The 6,286-nt window shown below is 53.5% G+C and carries 5 protein-coding genes; 1 reads left to right on the top strand and 4 read right to left on the bottom strand.

Annotation, left to right across the window (positions count from 1 at the left end; genetic code table 11):
• Window positions 1–79: 79 nt before the first annotated feature.
• Window positions 80–1,765 carry an NAD-dependent malic enzyme gene (locus tag J8X26_RS09865; protein ID WP_371819785.1) on the top strand — a complete coding sequence of 562 codons (1,686 nt, stop codon included), beginning with the start codon at window positions 80–82 and terminating at the stop codon, window positions 1,763–1,765.
• 66 nt (window positions 1,766–1,831) lie between these two features.
• Here the strand turns inward: J8X26_RS09865 and J8X26_RS09860 are convergent, their stop codons facing one another.
• The 4 genes from J8X26_RS09860 to J8X26_RS09845 all read right to left on the bottom strand — a co-directional run bounded on the left by J8X26_RS09860 (window position 1,832) and on the right by J8X26_RS09845 (window position 6,284).
• A complete protein-coding gene (locus J8X26_RS09860) occupies window positions 1,832–2,602 on the bottom strand; it encodes a DUF3750 domain-containing protein (RefSeq protein ID WP_208950796.1) in 771 nt (256 codons plus the stop codon).
• Window positions 2,603–2,981: 379 nt separating this feature from the next.
• Entirely contained in the window at window positions 2,982–3,962 is a 981-nt protein-coding gene (locus J8X26_RS09855) for a LacI family DNA-binding transcriptional regulator (RefSeq protein WP_208950795.1), read from the bottom strand.
• A 110-nt stretch (window positions 3,963–4,072) separates the two neighbouring features.
• Entirely contained in the window at window positions 4,073–5,218 is a 1,146-nt protein-coding gene (locus tag J8X26_RS09850; RefSeq protein ID WP_152323872.1) for a Gfo/Idh/MocA family protein, read from the bottom strand.
• Window positions 5,211–6,284, bottom strand: a complete 1,074-nt coding sequence (locus J8X26_RS09845) for a sugar phosphate isomerase/epimerase (RefSeq protein WP_208950794.1) — start codon at window positions 6,282–6,284, stop codon at window positions 5,211–5,213. The genes J8X26_RS09850 and J8X26_RS09845 overlap by 8 nt, the downstream gene beginning before the upstream one ends.
• Window positions 6,285–6,286 lie beyond the last annotated feature (2 nt).

Below are 6,286 nucleotides of genomic sequence, written 5' to 3'. Positions count from 1 at the left end.
TATGAGGCGATGCTGCATTTTACCTGCGGCATCATTATCTGGAATAAAATCCTATTGGGATAGGCTCTAAGGCTTAATGATGTTAAAAAAACGCCCACTCTACACGCATTACACCGGTTCGCTGTTACTCGAAAATCCGCTGCTGAACAAAGGGTCGGCCTTCAGCCGCGAAGAACGTCTCGCGCTTAATCTGAATGGATTGCTGCCAAATCAGGTTGAAACCATCAGCGAACAGACCGACCGTGCATACACTCAATTCTCTGAATTCAAACGTGATATCTCCAAACACGTCTATCTGCGCAATATCCAGGACACCAACGAAACACTCTTCTATAACCTGGTGAATTCTCATCTGGAAGAAATGCTACCGATCATTTACACCCCGACCGTTGGCGAAGCCTGCGAGCATTTCTCTGATATCTACCGCCGGGCGAGAGGGTTGTTTATCTCCTACCCAGACCGCGACCACATTGATGAAATGCTGCAAAACTTCTCCAAGAATGACATCCGGGTGATCGTCGTCACCGACGGCGAACGCATTCTGGGGCTGGGCGATCAGGGCATCGGCGGGATGGGTATTCCTATCGGTAAACTGTCGTTATATACCTCCTGCGGCGGGATCAACCCGGCCAATACGTTGCCGATCATGCTCGACGTCGGCACCAATAATGCGCAGCGCCTCGATGATCCGCTGTATATGGGCTGGCGCCACCCGCGCATTACTGACGGTGAATACAATGAATTCATGGATATGTTCATTCAGGCGGTAAAAACACGCTGGCCGGACGTATTACTTCAGTTCGAGGATTTCGCGCAAACCAACGCGATGCCCTTGCTGGAGCGTTATCGCGAAGAGCTTTGCTGCTTCAATGATGATATTCAGGGCACCGCCGCTGTCACGCTGGGCTGCCTGATTGCCGCCAGCCATGCCGCCGGAACGCAACTGCGCGACCAGCGCGTCACTTTCCTTGGCGCGGGTTCTGCCGGCTGCGGTATCGCAGAAAAAATTGTTGCGCAGATGATTGCCGAAGGCGCTACGGAAGATGAAGCGCGCAGCCAGGTCTTTATGGTGGATCGCTTTGGCCTGCTGACGGATGACATGCCGAACGTGCTCGGTTTCCAGCGCAAGCTGGTCACGCGCAAAGCCAACATTGCCCACTGGAAAGTCGATGCACAAAATATCTCTTTACAGGATGTTGTGCACAACTCCAAACCGACAATACTGATTGGCGTTTCCGGGCAACCGGGGCTATTCACAGAAGAAATCATCCGTGAAATGCACCACAATTGTCACCATCCGATCATCATGCCGCTGTCGAATCCGACATCGCGCGCTGAAGCCCGCCCGCAGGATGTGATTGCGTGGACAGAAGGCGCCGCGCTGATGGCCACCGGCAGCCCGTTTGCCCCTGTGCATTATCAGGACCGCACCTACCCGATCCCGCAATGTAACAATGCGTATATCTTTCCCGGTTTAGGTTTAGGGATCCTGGCCGCCAAAGCGCGTCGCGTTACTGATGGAATGTTGCTGGCCGCCAGTCAGGCGCTGGCGAGCTTATCTCCGCTGGCAACCACCGGTAAAGGTTCGCTGTTACCGGCTATTGCCGATATTCAGCACGTGTCGAAAGTGATTGCCGCCGAAGTCGCCCGTGTGGCGCAGCAGGAAGGTGTGGCGCCGGAAATATCGCAAGAGACACTGCAAAATCGTCTTGATACTGAATTTTGGAAGCCAGAATACCGTTCTTACAAGCATTCATCGTTCTGATCATTTTGTCTGGCCGGAGAGATACCGGCCATTTTTTAATTCTGAAGTAGATCCGGGCAATAAACGCTAAAGCCCGGCATTTTGCGGATTATCAAAACCAACGCGCCCTACAAACGGCAAACGCAGCGCCGGATTTTTGAAATCAATTCCCAGATTCAGCCCTAACACATTCACTTCAACACCTTCTTCAACGCCAAGCGTGACGCCCAAAAGCCCCAGCACTGAAACCTGCACGCCACGCCCGGAAGGTGGCAAACCAATCGGGTTTGTGATGCCGCGATAATCTTTGCCAATGGCGTTAGACGGCATATCAAGTTGGAGATCCGGCACTTCGCGGCCAATGTGTGCCATAAATGTGTTGCTGTTGGGTCCCGGCCACGCGTGATAGGTATGCGGATACGGATAACGTTTAATCGCCGCGACAATATTGGGGATCATCGCTTCTGCCTGAGCCCCGCGATGATCGACCAGTAATTTGGGCTTTGACCCAAACCAGTAACCGTCAGGGAGGGCATAATTGCGGCGAACAACGTCCGTGCTGCCCCAGCTAATGACGTCATAACGTGTATACGCCGTTTCGCCTTCACGTTTAAAAATAATCCACGGATGTACCGCCACCAGCCCGCGCCAGCCATAGGTCGGCGCGGCATATATCTGGATAATTGCAGTACTGCGTAGTCTGACCGGATCCGGCGCAATACCCGCAGAATCACGACGCGCCGTCGCCCAGTTCTGACTGGCAGGCTCTGTTTTAGTGTGCGACGCCCTGGCAAAACTGTAACCCAATGACAGCAACAAAATGCCTACAAAACATATAATTATCCATTTAACGGCCATTTTTTCACTCACTCTTGTCAGCCATTTCGAAAGAACAACAGTACGCATTCATAACAAGGCTGGCAACGTGAAAGTCTGGCCCTTTGGGAAACCTGATTTGTGAGCGCCCTCACACTCCTGATCATCATCCTACCTATGTTTTGTAATCGATTACTTTTTAAGTGTAAATTTTGTAATCGATTACAAAAATGAAGGAAATAAGTATGCTTTTAAAATCTCACCTCTCAGGCGGATTGTTAGTGTTGTGTTCTCTGGTCGCTTTGCCTGTACACGCTGCGAAACCGGCCTGCGATAAACCACTTCCTACAAAAACCTGAGCAAAGCGCTGTCAGCAACAGAGAAATAATGGAAATGCCCGCCTCGCTGCGGGCAATTTAACTCAGGCACTCGCGCGTACAATAAAATGCCAGTCCATCATCAGGCGTTCTGCCGGAGATTCGGGGTTATCGATTTTTTTAATCAGTAAGGAAACCGCCTGCCGGCCAATATCGCGCGAGGGTTGTTGGATGGTCGTGAGCTGCGGAGAAACCATTTCGGCCAGTTCGGTGCCATCAAAGCCAATGACCGCAATATCCTGCGGAACCTTCAGCCCGGTGTCCCCGATAGCACGCATCGCGCCTGCGGCCAGCGTGTCGGAGACGGCAAACACACCATCAGGTTGTTCCGCGGCTTGCAGCAATTTTTCCATCGCCGCTTTTCCCGCGCTAAAACTCAACTCGCTGGCATATTCAATGGCTTCATAACCGTGCTCTTGTTCCTGCATCACCGTTTTGTACCCCTGTTCTCGCAGCCGGGCATATTTGTAGCTCAGGTCGTGGTTGATAAGTGCAATACGACGACAACCGCGGGCAATCAGATGCCGGATGGCAAACTCGGAGGCGTCGGTGTCACTGATCCCGACGCAGGAAACGTCCCCCGTATCCGCGTATTCGGCGCACTGCACCCACGGCGTCTGACCGATCATACTCGTCAGTTCGGGGAGTTTGGAAAAGGCATCCATGGTGATAATGCCGTCGACCATTTTGCCGGAAAGCAGGCCGAGGCTGGATTTAGAGCGTTCGATGTCGGAGCCGGAATTGCACAAAAGAATACGGTAGCCGTTCTTTTCGGCTTCTTCTTCAATGCCTTTCACAACATCAGCACAAAACGGATTGGCGATATTCGAGACCATCACCAGGATCATTGAGCTTCTGGACGTTCTCAACTGGCGGGCCAATAAATTGGGCTGGTAGTTACTTTCCCTGATCGCTTCCAGTACACGTTCGCGGTTTTTGCTTTTGACGGAATCGCTGTTATTGAGTACACGCGATACCGTTGCCACCGAGACACCGGCCAGTTTGGCAATTTTCTGAATCGACATAACGACAACACATCCTGCGGTCTGCTCTTTTTTGCCAGAGGCTACCACAGATCGGAGATGGCATGAATGGAAGCCCGGCGTTATCTGTGCGCCGGGCGTGAAGAAAGGACTTAAACCCTTACCCAACGCTGCTGCCGGTGACTTTGCAAAATGGCATCGACAACGGACATCACGCGGGCGCCTTCATAAAAAGTGGCAAACGGGCTGTGATCTTTGGCCGGTGGACGCCCTTCCCTGACGGCAGTATAAAACTGCAACATCATGTTCCTGAACGCATCCGGCCAGCCTTCAATGTGCCCGCCGGGAAATTGCGCGCTGTGAACCACATCGGCATTCATCAAACCCGGATCGTCCGTTAACAACTGATTCGGCTGCGCGCGCTGCCCTACCCAAAGTTGCTGCGGTATTTCCTGATCCCAGGCCACTGACGCCCCGCTGCCGTTCACTTCGAAACTCAGCCGGTTTTTACGGCCTGCGCTGACCTGCGAAACATGGAAACAGCCTTTACTGCCGTCATCAAACCGCAGCAGTACAAATCCCATATCTTCGGTTGTGACCGGCCGGTCTTCATAATGCGTATCAGCCTCTTTGGCGGCAAACGTTGAATTGCCCTGCACGGTAGCTTTACGCGTGGGCCAGACGATAGAGAGATCGGCCATCACTTCGGTGATGCGTTTGCCGGTGACAAACTGAAGCGTATCACACCAGTGCGAACCGATATCCGCGATGGCCCGCGAAGCGCCGCCCTGAGCCGCATCAACGCGCCAGTTATAGTCCGTTTCCAGCAACATCCAGTCCTGCAAATAACTGCCGTGCGCCGAAAATAACTTCCCGAGTTGCCCCTGACGCACCATGCTCGCGGCCTGCTGAACCATCGCGAATTGCCGGTAGACAAAACTCACGCCGTGAACGACACCCGCGTTTTCTGCCATTGCCACCAGCTCCTGCGCCTCCTCCGGCGTCATGCACAAAGGTTTTTCGCTGAAGACGTGTTTCCCGGCGCGAAGGATCTTGCGGTTAATCTCCGCATGCAGATGGTTCGGCGTGCAGTTATGCACCACGTCCAGGCCGGGATGTGCCAGCAACGCGTCGGTATCACTGTACGCATGCGGGACATTCAGCTGTCCGGCTTTTTTCTGCGCGGCCTCAAAAGGCGTATCACACAACGCGACCACATTGACAAATCCCAGCCGTCGTAACGCTTCGAGGTGCGCAGGGCCGATAAAACCGGTGCCGATAATGCCGACATTAATCATGAAAAACATCTCCGCCCAGGCCGAGCATCCGGCGTGCCTGCTGGCGGTCATTCTGGCCAGCAGCAAAATCATCAAACGCCCGTTCTGAAACCGGAATGATGTGACGACGGATAAACTCACTGCCTTCACGCGCGCCGGTTTCAGCGTTTTTCAGGCAGCACTCCCATTCCAATACTGCCCAGCCGGAATAATCGTATTGCGACAATTTGCTGAAAATGCTTTTGAAATCAATATCGCCATCGCCGGGCGAGCGAAAACGCCCCGGTCTGTCAGCCCAGTTCTGATAACCGCCGTAAACACCGCTCTGGCCGCTGGCGGCGAATTCCGCGTCTTTCACATGGAAGGCTTTGATACGGTCATGATAGCGGTCGATGAAGTCCAGATAATCCATATGCTGAAGCCGCAGATGGCTGGGGTCGAAGAGAATATTGCAGCGGGGATGGTGATTGACGAGCGCCAGAAAACGCCCGAACGTCACGCCGTCATGCAAATCTTCGCCCGGATGAATTTCAAAACATACATCCACACCGTGCTGATCAAAACAGTCCAGAACGGGCAGCCAGCGCTGCGCTAATGTGGTAAACGCCTCTTCCAGCAAGACCGCATTATGCGGCGGCCACGGATAAAAATACGGCCAGGCCAGCGAGCCTGAAAACGTCGCGTGCGCCGTCAGCCCGAGTTTTTCAGAAGCTGCCGCCGCCTGTTTTAACGCCTGCGTCGCCCACGCCTGACGCGCTGAAGGGTTTCCGCGCACCGCTTCCGGTGCAAAATTATCAAATGCCAGATCATACGCCGGATGCACGGCCAGCAGTTGTCCTTCGAGATGGGTAGAAAGCTCGCTGATCACCAGCCCGTGCCGCGCCAGCGTGGCAGTAATTTCGTCACAATACGCCTGACTGGTTGCCGCTTTCGGCAAATCAAAAATGTGCGGATGATTGCACGGGATCTGCAACGCTTTATAGCCCAGCGCCGCGGCCCATCCCGCCAGGCCTTCTAAAGTGTTAAACGGGGCTTCAGCCCCGATGAACTGCGACAAAAAAATGCCCGGTCCTTTAATGGTTTTCATTG

The organism is Rahnella sp. ChDrAdgB13 (genome assembly GCF_017655185.1).
In the GTDB taxonomy this organism is placed as follows: Bacteria; Pseudomonadota; Gammaproteobacteria; order Enterobacterales; family Enterobacteriaceae; genus Rahnella; species Rahnella contaminans.
This window is presented reverse-complemented; position numbering and strand designations above follow the sequence as displayed.